16 protein-coding genes are annotated in these 13,984 nt (G+C 66.8%); 9 read left to right on the top strand and 7 right to left on the bottom strand.

Going from position 1 to position 13,984, the window contains the following annotated elements; translation table 11 throughout:
* From JWP83_RS05055 to JWP83_RS05070, 4 genes are all read left to right on the top strand, one after another.
* Positions 1-807, top strand: an 807-nt coding sequence (locus tag JWP83_RS05055) for a cytochrome P450 (protein ID WP_297726693.1), incomplete at its 5' end; no start/stop codon positions are given.
* 46 nt (positions 808-853) lie between these two features.
* Positions 854-1,198, top strand: a complete 345-nt coding sequence (locus JWP83_RS05060; RefSeq protein ID WP_297726696.1) for a type II toxin-antitoxin system PemK/MazF family toxin — start codon at positions 854-856, stop codon at positions 1,196-1,198.
* Positions 1,199-1,222: 24 nt separating this feature from the next.
* The gene (locus JWP83_RS05065) at positions 1,223-1,516 is read left to right on the top strand and encodes a type II toxin-antitoxin system Phd/YefM family antitoxin (protein WP_297726699.1); all 294 of its coding nucleotides are present in this window, start codon (positions 1,223-1,225) and stop codon (positions 1,514-1,516) included.
* Positions 1,513-1,917, top strand: a complete 405-nt coding sequence (locus tag JWP83_RS05070) for a type II toxin-antitoxin system VapC family toxin (RefSeq protein WP_297726702.1) — start codon at positions 1,513-1,515, stop codon at positions 1,915-1,917. Before JWP83_RS05065 ends, JWP83_RS05070 begins: the two co-directional genes overlap by 4 nt.
* Here the strand turns inward: JWP83_RS05070 and JWP83_RS05075 are convergent.
* The gene (locus JWP83_RS05075; RefSeq protein WP_297726705.1) at positions 1,884-3,332 is read right to left on the bottom strand and encodes a CehA/McbA family metallohydrolase; all 1,449 of its coding nucleotides are present in this window, start codon (positions 3,330-3,332) and stop codon (positions 1,884-1,886) included. The genes JWP83_RS05070 and JWP83_RS05075 overlap by 34 nt on opposite strands.
* 177 nt (positions 3,333-3,509) lie before the next feature.
* Between JWP83_RS05075 and JWP83_RS05080 the strand changes: the two genes are divergently transcribed.
* Both JWP83_RS05080 and JWP83_RS05085 read left to right on the top strand, forming a co-directional pair.
* Positions 3,510-4,364, top strand: a complete 855-nt coding sequence (locus JWP83_RS05080; RefSeq protein WP_297726708.1) for a phytanoyl-CoA dioxygenase family protein — start codon at positions 3,510-3,512, stop codon at positions 4,362-4,364.
* Entirely contained in the window at positions 4,361-5,737 is a 1,377-nt protein-coding gene (locus JWP83_RS05085; protein ID WP_297726711.1) for an FAD-binding oxidoreductase, read from the top strand. Before JWP83_RS05080 ends, JWP83_RS05085 begins: the two co-directional genes overlap by 4 nt.
* A 6-nt stretch (positions 5,738-5,743) precedes the next feature.
* On the opposite strand, the gene JWP83_RS05090 is transcribed toward JWP83_RS05085, so the two are convergent.
* The 3 genes from JWP83_RS05090 to JWP83_RS05100 all read right to left on the bottom strand — a co-directional run bounded on the left by JWP83_RS05090 (position 5,744) and on the right by JWP83_RS05100 (position 8,888).
* Positions 5,744-7,240 (bottom strand): serine/threonine-protein kinase, encoded by a 1,497-nt coding sequence (locus tag JWP83_RS05090; RefSeq protein WP_297726714.1) that lies wholly within the window; start codon positions 7,238-7,240, stop codon positions 5,744-5,746.
* A 138-nt stretch (positions 7,241-7,378) separates the two neighbouring features.
* The gene (locus JWP83_RS05095) at positions 7,379-7,801 is read right to left on the bottom strand and encodes a type II toxin-antitoxin system VapC family toxin (protein ID WP_297726717.1); all 423 of its coding nucleotides are present in this window, start codon (positions 7,799-7,801) and stop codon (positions 7,379-7,381) included.
* Positions 7,802-8,243: 442 nt separating this feature from the next.
* The gene (locus tag JWP83_RS05100) at positions 8,244-8,888 is read right to left on the bottom strand and encodes a TIGR03085 family metal-binding protein (protein ID WP_297726720.1); all 645 of its coding nucleotides are present in this window, start codon (positions 8,886-8,888) and stop codon (positions 8,244-8,246) included.
* Between the two features lie 45 nt (positions 8,889-8,933).
* Between JWP83_RS05100 and JWP83_RS05105 the strand changes: the two genes are divergently transcribed.
* On the top strand, positions 8,934-10,208 hold the full coding sequence (locus tag JWP83_RS05105; protein ID WP_297726723.1) for an alpha/beta hydrolase: 1,275 nt from the start codon (positions 8,934-8,936) through the stop codon (positions 10,206-10,208).
* On the opposite strand, the gene JWP83_RS05110 is transcribed toward JWP83_RS05105, so the two are convergent.
* Positions 10,205-10,807, bottom strand: a complete 603-nt coding sequence (locus JWP83_RS05110; RefSeq protein WP_297726738.1) for a TetR/AcrR family transcriptional regulator — start codon at positions 10,805-10,807, stop codon at positions 10,205-10,207. The genes JWP83_RS05105 and JWP83_RS05110 overlap by 4 nt on opposite strands.
* 64 nt (positions 10,808-10,871) lie before the next feature.
* On the opposite strand from JWP83_RS05110, the gene JWP83_RS05115 reads away from it, so the two are divergent.
* Both JWP83_RS05115 and JWP83_RS05120 read left to right on the top strand, forming a co-directional pair.
* Complete coding sequence (locus tag JWP83_RS05115; protein WP_297726726.1) at positions 10,872-11,291, top strand: DUF1707 domain-containing protein; 420 nt, start codon at positions 10,872-10,874, stop codon at positions 11,289-11,291.
* 2 nt (positions 11,292-11,293) lie between these two features.
* A complete protein-coding gene (locus JWP83_RS05120) occupies positions 11,294-12,061 on the top strand; it encodes an SDR family oxidoreductase (RefSeq protein WP_297726729.1) in 768 nt (255 codons plus the stop codon).
* 40 nt (positions 12,062-12,101) lie between these two features.
* Here the strand turns inward: JWP83_RS05120 and JWP83_RS05125 are convergent, their stop codons facing one another.
* Positions 12,102-12,926, bottom strand: a complete 825-nt coding sequence (locus tag JWP83_RS05125; RefSeq protein WP_297726732.1) for an NmrA family NAD(P)-binding protein — start codon at positions 12,924-12,926, stop codon at positions 12,102-12,104.
* Entirely contained in the window at positions 12,923-13,855 is a 933-nt protein-coding gene (locus tag JWP83_RS05130; RefSeq protein ID WP_297726736.1) for an NmrA family NAD(P)-binding protein, read from the bottom strand. The genes JWP83_RS05125 and JWP83_RS05130 overlap by 4 nt, the downstream gene beginning before the upstream one ends.
* Positions 13,856-13,984: the final 129 nt, after the last annotated feature.

The raw sequence follows: 13,984 nt of genomic DNA on the forward strand, positions 1-13,984 counted from the left end.
CCGGTCCCGGCCATCCTCACCAGGAAGCTGATGGGCCTTCCCTACGACAACGGGCACCTCTACGCCAACCTCTTCCACTCCGTCCTGGCCAGTCCCCAAGACAGCCCGGAGTACCTAGAAGCCATCGCCGAAGTCCCCGCGATGATGCAAGGCGTCCTCGACTACGCGGCGGCCAGAAGAGCCAAACCGGAAGACGACCTGACCAGCTTCCTCATCCAGTTCGAATTCGACGGCCAGCGCCTCACCGATGAACAGCTGCTCAACATCCTCTGGAACCTCATCGCCGGCGGCGTCGACACCACCACCTCACACACCGCGCTGACCCTGCTGCACCTGGGCACCCACCCGGAGCTGCGCCAACAACTCGTCGACCATCCGGAGCTCTACCGCACCGCCACCGACGAATTCCTGCGCTACTTCTCGGTCAACCAAACCCTGAGCCGCACCGTGACCCGCGACGTCGAGCTCAACGGCCAACACCTCCGCAAGAACGACCGCGTCGTCATCAGCTGGCTCTCCGCCAACCACGACGAGCGCGAGTTCGACCGGCCCGACGAAGTCATCCTCGATCGAACACCCAACCGCCACCTCGCCTTCGGGCTCGGGCCGCACCGCTGCATCGGATCGCACCTGGCCCGCCTGATGTCCGAGGTCATGGTCAAGGCGGTGCTCGACCGCATCCCCTACTACCAAGTCGACGTCCAAAACGTCCACCAATACCTGGGCAATCCGAGCATGACGGGCCTGGCCAAGCTGCCCGTCACCTTCACCCCCGCAGAGAGCTGGGACACGTCACGCCCCTGGTGAGCGCCGAGTCGTCGCCTGCAGCGGGCAACCCAGCCTGAGCCGCGACGTGGCGAACTCTGGCTGGTCGCTCTCGGCGCCGCGCGCACCGGCGAGCCCGGCAAAAGATCGTCCCGCCGTCGCCGGCATCGAGGACGAACTCGTCGTCGTGGTGCCGGTATCGAGCTGGCGCGCCAGCGCGCCCTTGCGCCCACAGGTCTCGCCCGCCGAAGGCGTCGACACCGAAAGCGTCGCCGTCTGCCGTGGCATCGGCGCCGTCGCCCGGACCCGCTTATTAGAACGGCTGGGCACCGTAGCACCTGACACGATGCACAAGATCGAGCGCGCTCTCGCCGTGTACTGGGGATCGACGCCTGAAGCAGGCCGATCCGGTAATCGACGCTACAGTGCGTAGCACTTTTGTGCTACGCTTGCTGACATGGCGACACCGGTTAGTCAACGGGAACTGCGAAACGACAGCGGCGCGATCATGCGACGCGTGCAACAGGGTGAGCGCTTTACAGTCACCCGAAACGGCGTCCCTGTCGCAGACCTCTTACCGCACGGCGAATCCGGACCCGATCGACCCCCGCGCTTCGTCCCGGTAGCGCAAATCGCCGCAGGCACAAGCGAACTCCCCGATTGGGACACTGCACACTTTACTAACGAGCTCGAAGAACTCGACAGTGCCGTCGACGACCGTTACGCCGACAGGTGGCCCCCCGCCACATGACCCGACCGCACGAGCGGGCATTACTGGACACATCCGTCGTAATTGACTACCCGGCCAGGACCGTTGCCGCCCATGCGTCCACGGCCGCGGTCAGCACCATCACACTGGCCGAGCTGTCGTATGGCTTGCACACCGCCGATCCGCTCCTTAACGCTGCCCGTGAGCAGCGCTATCACTGGATCATGAACACCTTTGATCCGATTCCGTTCGATACAAGCGCTGCTCGGATCTACGGCGCGCTATGCGCCACGGTTCGAGCCGTTGGCCGAGACCCCAAGCCGCGACGCTTCGATCTCCTCATTGCGGCGGTAGCCGTCTCGCTGGGCATCCCGCTCATTACCCGCAATGAAGCCGATTTCGCGGGCATTCACGACAGTTTGACCATCATCGCCGTAGGGTAGCGCCGCGTTCGCGCCAGCCATATCGGATTTGTCAACGCGACCATCGCGCCGAGCGGGCGCCGCTGCGCCTCACGTATCTCCAGCCGCACGAAGCGAGCGGAAGTGGCGTCGAATTCCCACCGCAGCATGGTCCGCGCCGGCCCGGGCACCGTCGCCCGGCCGACGCACCCCTCCGCGGTGATGAGCGCGGCGTTCGTTCCCGCAGCCCCGGTGACCATAGCGGTGACGGTGACCGGCGTCTCGGGTGGCACCCGCAGCATCTCGCCGGGACCGGCGCCACGGCCCGAGCAGGACGCGGTGAGTTCCACTGTGACAGCACGTGATCGGGCGATGTACGAACGGCCGCGGCGCAACCCGTCGAGCAGCGCCGGCGCCGAGAGCTCGACCGCGTACACGGCGGTCTGCGGCGAACCGACCTGCTGGCGATGCGCATGGGAGTCACTGCCACCGACCGCCACGACGCGCCGCCCCTCGCACAGCAGGCGCTGCCAAATGCGCATCGACACTTCGTCGTCGAGGTTCCACCGGCCGTTCCACACCTCGAGCCCGTCGACGTGGTCAAAGCCGAACTCCCACAACGACCCCGGCACCGGCGCGGCGGGATGCGCCGCGATCACCAGGCCTCCGGCCTCCCGAACCTCGCCGGCGAAGCGCGGGAACACCCCGTCGCGCGGCGCGTATCGCCAGTCGACCCAGGCGTGCGGCGGCAGGCCGACGGCGAGCCAGTGCCCGTGCCTGGTGGTGACCTCCTCGCCGGGGATCACCAACAACCCGCCGGTGCGACACGCCGGCCACACCCGGTTGGCGGAGTTGGTGTTGTGGTCGGTGGAGACGATGAAGTCCAGCCCGCTTTCGTGCGCGGCCGCCACCAGCTCGCCCGGATGGCGTTGGCCGTCGGAATGAACGGTGTGCAGGTGCAGGTCCCCGCGATACCAGCCCGCGCGGCCGACGGGCGGGGCCGGATACGCGATCAACGGGCCGCTTTCCGGGCCGGACGGCCCGCGTTCCAGGGTGACGCGCGCCTGCCATGCCATTCCCCACGGGCTCAGGACCACCGGACCGAGGGCGACCGCCCACAGGCCCGGCTCGATGCGGCCCGCAAGGTAGCCCGGCGTGGCATCGCCGGCGGAGATCACAAAGCCGTCGCGGGCCCCTCCGGACCATCCCCGGAATCCGGCCGCATTGCCCAGGTCGTGGCCCGCCGGCCCAAACATGCCAAGATCCAACACGTTTCGGATCGCCCCGACCACCGCGAAGCGGTCATGCGACGTGCTGACCCGGATTCGCTGGACGCCCAGCGGCACCTCGAACGGCAGGTACGCCCACTGGTCGATCCCGAAGCCGAACCGCCCCGAAAACGCGATGTGGATTGTCTCGGTTTCGTGCTGCTCGGTGATGACTCCGGGAGCGACCATCGCGACACCCACGGCTGTCCTCCCCTATCGGTACACCGCCCAGCATCCGGCATGGCCCAGCATCCGGCATGAAGGAGTAACCACCCGTTACTTGGACACGAACTCCCGCCGTCGGGCCACTGTCATTTGAAAGCTGGATTACTTGACCAGCGGTCACGATGGGTTCAGGGTCTGCGTATGAGCATCGATGACGAGCCCGTCACGACGCTGGACGACCTCAGGGGCGACTTGGCGGGCCGGCACAAGTGGACAACGAGCAGCGCCGCCTCGGTCGATCCCGCGATCGTCGACGCCGATATGGCGGCCCTCGACCGCGACGGCTACGTCATCTGGGAGAACCTGCTGGGCGCGGACGAGTGTCAGCAGATCCGCAATGAAGTCGGCCCCTGGCTCGGGCATACCGGACGCAACTCCTTTGAAGGGCGGCGCACCCAGCGCATCTACAGCGTGCTGAGCAGGACGCGCGTGTGCGACCGGCTTGTCGATCATCCGCGGGTGCTGGCGGTGCTCGATCGGCTGCTGATGCCCAACTACCTGCTTTCGGCGTTGCAAGCCATCAACATTCGACCTGGAGAGTCCGCGCAGCTGCCCCATCATGACGACGGGTTCTACCCCATTCCCCGGCCGCGGGCGCCCTTGGCCGCCGCGACGATCTGGGCGATCGACGACTTCACCGCCGACAACGGCGCCACGGTGCTCTATCCCCGCAGCCACCGCTGGGGCAAGCGCCGGCCGAGCGCCGACGACCCCCCGCTCTCCGTCGTCATGCCTGCCGGCTCGTGCGTCTTTTTCGTGGGAACCCTTTGGCACGGCGGCGGCGCCAACACGGCCGCCGACGAGCGGCTTGCCGTCACGGCCCAATACTGCCAACCGTGGCTGCGACCGATGGAGGCGTTCACACTCTCAATACCGCGCGACATCGCGCGAACGGTCTCCGATGACATTCAACGCATGATCGGCTACAGCATCCATCCGCCGTTCGTCGGCGCCGTCGACGGCCTGCATCCGCAGCGCTTGTTGGAGCAGCCGTGACGCCTTCGGCGCGGTTCGCCGAAATCGTCGGCGAGCACAACTTGCTGACGGGCGACGCGATCCCCGAGGACTACTGGCACGACGAGGTGTTGACGACGGCGCCGCAGCGGCCGGCTTATGTCGCCAAACCGGCCACGGCAGAGGACGTTTCGCAGCTGCTGAAGGCCGCGTCGGAACACAAAGTCCCGGTGACGGCCCGCGGATCCGGCAGCGGCCTGTCCGGCGCGGCGATCCCGCGCGAGGACGGGCTGCTGATCTCCTTCGAACGGATGAACACCGTCCTAGAGGTCGACACCACCAACCAGGTCGCCGTCGTCCAACCCGGGGTTACCCTGACCGAGCTGGATGCCGCGACCGTCGACTCCGGCCTGGCCTACATGGTCCAGCCGGGCGAGCTGTCGTCCAGCGTGGGCGGCAACGTCGGCACCAACGCCGGCGGGATGCGCGCGGTCAAGTACGGGATCGCCCGCCACAACGTGCTCGGACTGCAGGCGGTGCTGCCGACAGGCGAGATCATCCGCACCGGCGGCAAGATCGCCAAAGTGTCCACCGGCTACGACCTGACCCAGCTCATCGTCGGCTCCGAGGGAACCCTGGCCCTGGCCACCGAGGTGATCGTCAAGCTGCACCCGCGGCTCGACCACGCCGCCACCGTGCTCGCCCCGTTCGCCGACTTCGACCAGGTGATGGAGGCGGTGCCCAGGATCCTGGCCAGCGGACTCGCGCCCTACATCCTCGAATACATCGACAACATGACGATGGCCGCCCTGGTCCACACCCAGAACCTGGAGCTGGGCGTCCCCGACAACATCCGTGATAGCTGCCAGGCGTATCTCGTTGTCGCGCTTGAGAACCGCACCGCGGACCGGCTGGACGAGGACGTCGAGCGCGCCGGTGAACTTGTGGTGGAGCTGGGCGCCGTGGACGCCTATGTGCTCGAAGGGGTTTCGGCGCGCAAGCTGATCGAGGCGCGCGAGAAGGCGTTCTGGACGGCCAAGGCGATCGGCGCCGACGACATCATCGACACCGTGGTGCCACGCTCTGCGATGCCAAGGTTCCTCGCCGCCGCGCGTGGCCTGGCGACGGCCGCCGGCGGTGCCGCCGCGGGCTGCGGGCACGCCGGCGACGGCAACGTGCACCTGGCCATCATCTGCAAGGACCCGTCGAAAAAGAAGCAGCTGATGACCGACATCTTCGCGCTTGCAATGGAATTGGGCGGCGCGATCTCCGGCGAACACGGCCTCGGCCACGCCAAGACCCCGTACTTCCTCAAGCTCGAAGACCCGGTCAAGGTCGATCTCATGCGCCGCATCAAACACAGCTTCGATCCGGCCGGCATCCTCAACCCCGATGTTCTGTTCGGAGTACCTTAAGTCGCCTTAAACAGCCTGAGCGTATTGCAGCACCGGCTCCGACGAGTCGACATGCCCGTTACTGATGATCCGAAGCCGTTCCGGACGCACCTCGTAGCGAACCCCGTTGTCCGGATTGGTGACGTCGAATCCGCCCGAGGAGCGCACCGCGTCGGTCAGTTCGATGTTGGCGCCATCCCGGATGCGCTCGCCCCGGTAGTAGAAACTGCTTGGTGCGGTTTGACAAACCACCGCAAGTGACTGGGCGGTTCGCACCACCGCGGCAGGAGGGTTTCCCGGCTTGCATCGCGCCGTGTGGCCGACGAAGCCCAGGCCGTCGGCGCCCTGGACGGGCCGTGACAGCAACGGCGTCTTGGTTGTCGACGGTGCCGGGGGCCTCGCCGCCGGCGTTTGGGGCGATGCACTGTTGCGCGTACCGCCGAAGAGAACCAATGTCGCCGCGATGACCGCCGCGACAACCAGCAGGACCACCGCCGCCCCGGCCAGCAGGACGGGAGCCCGGCCGAGAACCGGGCCGGCGGGGCGCTGCGGCTTTGGTGCGGGCGGCCGATAAGGGCTGTAGCCAGTGTCGTCGGGGTTCGGGTAGACCGACGAGAAAGGCCGCGTGCCCGACGGCGGGCTGGGAGGGGCCGCGGTTGGGGCCGGTGGCGGGGTCGGCTGCGGGATCGATGGCGTCAGCGCGTAAGCCGCTCTGGCCAGTTCACCCGCGGAGGCGAAGCGGGCGGCAGGCTCCTTGGCCATTCCTCGCGCGATGACGTCGTCGAACGGCTTGTCGATCCCCCGCCGCATGATGCTCGGCCGGGGCGCCGGCGTGAACAGGTGCGCGCTGATCAACTGCGGGAGCTCCGCATATTCGAACGGCGGTTGGCCGGTGAGGCACTCATAGAGCACGCACGCCAGCGAGTAGACGTCGGTCTGCGGTCCCACCGGGCCGCCGTTGAATCGTTCGGGCGCCATGTAGGCGCAAGACCCAATCAACGGTCCGCCCGCCGTCAGGCTGGGATCGCCGTGAGCCTGGGCGAGGCCGAAGTCGACCAGGTACGCGAAGTTGTCGTGGGTGAGCAGCACGTTCTCCGGCTTCACGTCGCGATGCACCAGCCCGCCGGCGTGGGCCGCGTCCAGCGCGGCCGCCACCTGCACCGTGATCGCCGCCGCCTGCCCGGGTTCGAGCGCGCCCCGCTCGCGAAGCAGATCTTTCAGGCTGCCCCCGTCGACCAGGCGCATATCGATAAAGAGCACCTCGTCGATTTCGCCGAAGTCGTGCACCGGGATGACGTGCGGTTCCTGCAATCGCGCCGCCAGCTGGGACTCTCGCCGAAAGCGCTGCTGGAAACCCGGGTCCGCAGCCAGCTCGGGGCGCAAGAGCTTGAGCGCGACCATCCGACCCTTACGCGTGTCATAAGCCCGGTACACCTCGCCCATTCCGCCCGCGCCGATCAGTGATCGCAGTTCGTAGGGCCCGAACCGGGTACCGAGCCGCGAGCGGCGATACGACCTGAACAATTGGACATCCTTTCGCTGCGTTCGACGGCTGGCCTGTACCAGGATTCCCGAATCAAGGGTGCAGATAACGCGCGTCGCGGCGCCAGAATCGCTGGTGATGTCTGCTGCGGCAGAGCGAACTGCCCCGGCGGGCCCGGATCAGCGGCCTCCGCCGACGGCTTCGATCTGGCAATGCACGCCCGAGGCACGTGAAAGACGTGCGTCAGCGGTGACTAGCACGACACCCAGGGCCTCGGCCAGCGCAACGTACGCGGCGTCATAAGGCGTAACAAAACGCCGCAGTTCCCAGCTGCGGTGGAGCATTGGCTGATGCGACGACCGACGCAGCGGCAGGTCCGCGAGGTCCGCGACCGCACTTGCGGCCCTTCGAGCGGACATCCGTGTTGCGGCAACATGCCGGCGCCACACCGAGACCACCTCGAGGTCGACGAGCTCGGGCGCGACCAACGTCTCGTCCGCTAAACGCTGCCTGGCCTCTTGGCCATCTGTCCCGTCATCGCCCAGTGCTACAGCCAGAACGCTCGCGTCAACGACGATCACGTTCTGCCCGAACGTGCTCAACGGCAGCTTTAAAGGAAATCCGGCCACCACGGTGACCGGCGACGCGGTCCAATACCTCATCAAGAGTGGGCTGATTCGCCTCATCGATCAGACGGCTTCGAAGGTATTCCTGTAAGGACTGATGCGCGCGGGCGGCCCGCTCGCGCAGAACTCGGTGGGTGTCCTCCGGAACGTCTTTGATCTGGACGCTAGGCATGGCGCCATTATGGCGCCAGCAGCGCCAAAGTGCAAGCGCGGGTTTGACCAAGCCTATGGCGAGTAACGGCCCTCCTCTGACCCAAATCCCATGCGTCACAGGAAGTAAGGGATATCCAATGTGCCCGCCTCGCAGCGACAACCGAACACCTCTCGGCCTACCGCGGCAAATTGTCGCTATAAGGCGGGCGCAAAGTGTGCCGCCTCTTCGAGAGACCGATGTGGCCAATGTCACTCAGCCACCGAGTCACATGCCAAAGTGGGTGCGACGCACCGCCGCAACGGCCTCGGGTGGCCCGCTCACCTCGACCTGCGCCGCGGCCTGGCGCCCAAAGAGATACAACAGCAGTTCACCCGGCGGCCCGCTGAGCCGCGCCGTCGGCGAGCCGGATCGAACCGTCACCCGCTCCCCGGTCCCCGCCCACTCGACCTCGAGCCCGTACGCGCGAAGCCGCCGGCTCAGAAAGCGCCCGCCACGCCGAACGTTTCGCCACAGCCCGGCGTCCATGGCAGGCCCAAGGCTACGAACCCCGAGCCCGTTGGCCCTGCGCACGTCCTCGTGGTGGACGAAGAACTCGTTGAGATTCGCCATCTCGCGCACCCACCCTATGCGGAAGAACCCGACGGGCGGGCCGGACTGGATCCGCGCGACGAGCTCCGCAAAGTCCGAGCGTCCGGCCAATCCGGCGCGACGCCGCTCGTCGAACCGCTCGAACGGACCCGACAGAACCATGCATGGACCGGCGACGAGATCGTGTTCGCGCAACACAAGATGAGCGGCGAGATCGTGGGCGGTCCACCCGTCGAGCAGGGTGGGAACGGACGGGCCGAGTTCGTCGAAAAGACCGCACAGCTCAAGGCGCTCTTGCGCGTCGAGCGGGACGTCACCCACAAACCCGCAGTCTACGGGGCTCTGACCACCTCGTAAGGTGACGAAATGCAGAAGGCTCGACTCATTCACCACGCCCGGCAAATCGCGTCGCTGGTGGTCACGGCGGTAACGGCGACGTCCACCCTCAACGCCTACCGACCGCTGGCGCGCAAAGGCTACCCGTCGCTGTTCTCGTGGTTTTTCGGCCTGGTCGTCACCGAGTTGCCGCTGCAGACGATGGCCAGCCAGCTCGGTGGGCTGGCGTTGACGGCGCGCCGGCTGAACCGGCCGGTGCGAACCATCGCATGGCTAACCGCGGCCGTCTCGGCGCTGGGCTTGCTGAACTTGAGTCGCGCCGGCCACCAGGCCAACGTGCCGCTCAACAAGGCGCTCGACGACGGCCTGGGACCGGCAAGACGGACTGACTCGGCCGACCTGTGGCGCCGGCCAAAAGGCGCCGGCACCGCCAAGACGCCCGGACTGCTGCGGATGCTGCGGATCTACCGCGACTACGCCCACGACTCCAACATCAGCTACGGCGAATACGGCAGCGCCAACCACCTGGACATTTGGCGACGTCCGGACCTCGACCCGAACGGCCAGGCGCCCGTGCTCTTCCAGATCCCCGGCGGCGCCTGGACGACGGGAAACAAACGGGGACAAGCGCATCCGTTGATGAGCCACCTCGCGGAGCTGGGTTGGATTTGCGTGGCGATCAACTACCGGCACAGCCCGCGTAACACCTGGCCCGACCACATCGTCGACGTCAAGCGCGCCCTCGCCTGGGTCAAACAACACATCCCCGAGTACGGCGGCAACCCCGACTTCATCGCCATCACCGGCGGTTCGGCCGGCGGGCACCTGTCGTCGCTGGCGGCGCTGACGCCCAACGACCCGCAGTTCCAACCCGGATTCGAGGACGCCGACACCCGGGTACAGGCGGCGGTGCCGTTGTACGGGATCTATGACTTCACCCGTCTCGACGACTCGGTCCACGCGATGATGCCCGGGCTGCTCATCAAATCGATTATCAAGCAACGGCCCTCGACGCATCTCGAGACGTTTGCCGCCGCGTCGCCGATCCATCACGTAAACGCCGACGCTCCCCCGTTTTTCGTGCTGCACGGCAAGAACGACTCGCTGGCCTTCGTCGAGCAGGCGCGCGCGTTCACCACGAAGCTGCGCGAAGTCAGCAACCAACCCGTCGTGTACGCCGAATTGCCTTACACCCAGCACGCTTTCGACATCTTCGGCTCGGCCCGCGCGGCGCACGCCGCGGTCGCCGTCGAACAGTTCCTGGCCGAGGTGTACACGGCGCAGCTGAAGGCCAACGCGGCCTAGCCGAGCACCCGGGCCACCACGCCCGCGACCATGGCGTCCGGGTCTTGCTCGATGCCGACCGCGCTCAGTTCGCCGCCGATGGCAAGCGAGGCGACGCCGTGCACCAGCGACCACAGGGGCGCGGCAACAGAACGCGCGTCCTGACCGTCGACGATCCCCGCTTCCTGGCAGCTGGCGATCGCGTCGAGCAGGTCGCCGAACGCCTGCTCGCCCGCGACGGCCAGGCTCGGGTGCGCCGTCTTTGAGAGCTCGGCGCCGAACATGACCCGGTAGTGATCCGGATGGGCGACGGCCCAGCGCACATAGGCGCGGCCGAGTTCGATCACCCGGGCCTTCGGGTCCGTCACGGGGACCGCGACCAGCTCGGCGTGCAGGTCGCGGAAGCCCTGTTCGGCGACGGTGGCCAGCAGCGCGGCCTTGTCGGCGAAGTGCCGGTACGGGGCCGCGGCGCTGACGCCGGCGCGCCGCGCCGCCTCGGTCAGCGTGAAGCCCTTCGGCCCCTTCTCGGCCACCAGCGACAGCGCGGCGCTGGTCAACGCCCTTTTGAGGTCGCCGTGGTGGTAGCTGTCCCGCCGCACTGCGGTGCTGGATCGTGCCATGTTGACGACATTAACATTGTCCACTATGTTAATGCTATTCACATGCCCCGAAGGGACCGGACTCATGACCACCACAATCGCTCGCGCCGGCGACCGTGACCGGCAAAACACCGCCACTCGCCTGGGGCAAGCGCTCGCTCAGGGCTACCTCGCGCTGCAGGAGTACGAGCAGCGCGTGCAACAGGCGTTCCAAACGGAGACCACCGGGGAGCTCAAGCAACTCGTCGCCGACCTGCCGCTCGATCGCATCCGGCGCGCCGACCCCCGTCGCCGCGCCGCCCGAAAAGCCGCGGCCCGCACGGGCGTGCGCATCCACCTCGCCGCCTTCCTCGCGATGACCGCCGTTGCGCTCACCGTCTGGGCGGCGACCGGGATAACGTACTTCTGGCCGATCTGGCCCATCCTCGGCGCGGCGATCGGCCTCGTCAGCCACGCCTTAGCCGTCCGGCCTCTCACGAAAACCATTCGATATCAAGGGGTTTAGCAATGTCGATCGCCGTGATTACCGGCGCCAGCTCCGGGCTGGGCGCCATCTTCGCCGACCAGCTCGCACAACGCGGCCATAGCCTCGTGCTCGCCGGTCGGGACGAAAACCGCCTCAAGGCGGTGGCGCAACGAATCAACCAGAATGCCGAACTCGTCGTCGGCGACCTCGGCACCGAAAAAGGCACCAACGACCTCATCGCCCACCTCGGCAACCGCGACGTCGACGTGCTGGTCAACAACGCGGGGTTCGGCACCTACGGCCCGTTCGCCGAAGTCGACGAGCAGCGCGAGCATGAACTGGTCGCGGTCAACGTCGACGCGCTGGTACGGCTGACCCATGCGGTGCTCCCCGGAATGCTGGCACGTGGGCGTGGGGGCATCCTGAATGTGGCCTCTACCATCGCATTTCAGCCCGGCCCGTACCAGGCCACCTACGGCGCATCGAAGGCGTTCGTGCTGTCGCTTAGCCAGGCCCTTTGGGCCGAGACCCGCAAATCGGGCGTCACCGTGACCGCGCTCTGCCCCGGCCCCACCCGCACCGGGTTCGTCGATGCGCTCGGATCCGACGTCTCGCACACCGCGGTCTATCGACACCTCGCCGCGCCCGAACCCGTCGTCGCCGCGGGCCTGCGCGCCCTGGACCGGGGACGCGCGGTCGTCGTGCCCGGGTGGCGCAATCGGTTCACTTCCACATTCGGACGGCTGACACCCGGTTCGCTCTCGGCGCGCGTCACCGGGCGAATGCTGCAGCCCGCGCCGCAAAACTAATGTGGTCCTGGTTCGGTACTCCACGGCAGCAGCTCTGCGCTCACAGCCCGTCCACCCGCGCCAACCACCGCGACAAGTCCTCCACATCGCCAACCAGCTCGCGGGTGCGCGCGAAATCTGCCTGATAAGCCGGTAGGCGGGCCAACCAGCCAAACATCATCTTCAGGTCCTCGTCGTCGCCCAGGACATCCGGCGGCAGTTGCATGTAGGTGGTGGGCGAGCCGAGCCGGTGGGCGACTCGCTCGGCGATCTGCTCACCGGTCAGCTCGTCACCGGCGATCTCTACCGGCGCCATCACAGGGTCGCCCTTTGCCAAAACGGCTGCCGCCACCCGGCCGATGTCACGCACCGAAATCATCTGCACCGCAACGTCTCCAGGCAAGGGCATCGCGACAGCGACGCGATCCCCGTCGCGCCGGATCATCATGCGCAGCGTCTCCATAAAGAAGGTTGGCCGCACAAAGGTCACCGGAACGGCCTCGAGCAGACGTTCCTCAATGTGATACTTGCTTTCGAAATGAGCCACACCGCTGCCACGTTCAACACCGCCGACCGAGCTGTAAACCAGGAACGGCAACGCGGCCTCGGCGGCGGCCGCCGCGATCACCCGCCCGTGGGCGACCTCACGCCTCGGGCCGTCAGGCCCGTCGTGGGTGGTCATCGCGAACGCCGCCGCAGCACCGTCAAACGCCGCCCGCACCGAATCGACGTCCTCAAGGTCTGCCCACTCGACCTCGACTCCGCGCTGCGCGAGTGTACGAGCCTTGGCGCCGTTCGGATTTCGAGTGACCGCGCGAATCGCGACCCTCCGCTTCAGAAGGGCGCCGACGACAGCGCCGCCTTGCTGGCCAGTCGCGCCGATCACAGTGATCGGCCCTTGTTTCGATGAGTCTCCTGCGCTACCCCGAACATGGTTTGGTGCTGGCGAATGAACGCCTCCAACGACTGCGGCGGCGCGCCTCCAATCGTTTCGACGACATGGGTCACCGCGTCGAATTCACCGTGCTGGTAGCTCACGGCCACAGCCGCAAGGTGCTCGATCAAGTAGGGCGACATACTGTCGAGCTGGGATAGGATCTGCCGCCAGCGCTCGACGGGGATGTCCACGTAGTCCACCGAACGGCCCAGCACGCGGCGTAAAACGTTCGCCTGCTGGGTCATCGACAACGACACAGGGCCGGTGGGCACATACGTCTCGCCTCTGTGCTTGCCAGGATTGGTCAAGATACCGACGGCCACACGGGCGATGTCTTCTTCCGCGACGGGGGCATGCCGTCCGTGACCGTACGGGAGATAAATCTTGCCTTCGGTCCAAATGGTGGCGGCGGAGATGACCAGATTCTCCAGAAAGAACGGAGGGCGCAGGTGTGTGACGCCGATCCCCGACCAGTCGAGCACACGCTCGGCCAACCAATGTTGGCGCGCGGCCGGGCTCGCGTGATCCGGCCGAGCCGTGATCTGGGACATGTTCACCAAAGATTGCAAACCCGTGTGCTTTCCCGCCGCGGCGAAGGTGGCCGTCGCCTCGAGAAGGCCCTCTGCAATCGGGTACGTCAAGTACGCACGTTGCACCCCATCCAGCCCAGCACGCACCGCTTCGTAGTCGCGAATATCGCCGACAGCGATTTCTGCGCCGAGCTCCCTGAGCTCGTCGGACCGTTCATCAACCTGGCGAACAAACGCCCGAACCGGGAGCCCCCGCGCGAGCAGCTGCCGCGCCACATGGTTGCCCGTGGCCCCATGACTTCCACCAGCGCCGACAATCAAGAAACGCGTGAAACCGGCCTGCGTCATCTCCACTTCCTCCTCAAAGCGAAAGCAATCGGTACGCCTATACAGAGGCGGCACGATCCTCAAACTCATCTCTTATTTGGCTGGGCCGATAACTTCGGCGCGCGGCGGAGGTCTACACCGATGTCATCT

The organism is Mycobacterium sp. (assembly GCF_025965855.1).
Lineage (GTDB): Bacteria > Actinomycetota > Actinomycetes > Mycobacteriales > Mycobacteriaceae > Mycobacterium.